The organism is Mesorhizobium sp. ArgA1, from assembly GCF_053714375.1.
Map to the genome: position 1 here is coordinate 1 of NZ_JBSKBQ010000117.1, position 738 is coordinate 738.

Here is a 738-nt window from a genome sequence, read left to right on the forward strand (position 1 = left end):
TTTACCCACAACTGGGTCTCGCCCTTCTGCCGCTCGAGCACCATCGGCACCATCGGCGCATGATCTTCGAGCACGATGTCGCGGATGGTGCTGCTGGAACGCTCACGGGCACCCAGGATGTATTCCATGCCCCGTTCCTCAAGCGCGGCAATGGTGGCGGCGCTGATCATGCCGCGATCAGCAACCACGCAAGCCCGGGTAATCCCGAAGCGCTCACGCAGACGATCAACGATCGGCAGAAGGACACGGCTGTCGGCTGTGTTACCCGGCACCATCTCTGTGCAGATTGGCCGTCCCTGGGCATCAACGACGAGGGCAAGGATCATTTGTGCCAGATCCGGCCGGTAATCCTTGGAATGCCCGCGCTTGCCAAGGCCCTCGCCGCCTTCGCCGTAAAACGACAGCGAGGTGGTATCCATGAATACCAGGCTCAGATCGGTGAACAGGTCCCGCCGGCGATCGAACAGCTTCTCCTCGATCACATCCTTCACGCAGCGCGGCGCAAGCGCAGCTTCAGCCTTCTCTTCGATCTCCTCGCCCAGCCACGCCATGGCCCGATAGAAGTGATGCAATTCCAGATCGCCTGCTCCCTCGAGAGCATAGGAGGCCATCCAGTCAACACAGGAACGATCTGAACCCGAGACGAACAGGCGGTGCAGCGTGGCGACAAACACGGCGCGCTCCACGGCAAAACCAAACTGGCGATCGGCAAGCAGGTCCTCGAGCACGTCAGGAATT

At 60.8% G+C, this 738-nt stretch carries 1 protein-coding gene; it reads right to left on the reverse strand.

Annotated features, from left to right (window positions below; genetic code table 11):
• Positions 1–738, reverse strand: a 738-nt coding sequence (locus tag ACWGTI_RS32600) for an IS1634 family transposase (RefSeq protein ID WP_454590672.1), incomplete at both ends; no start/stop codon positions are given.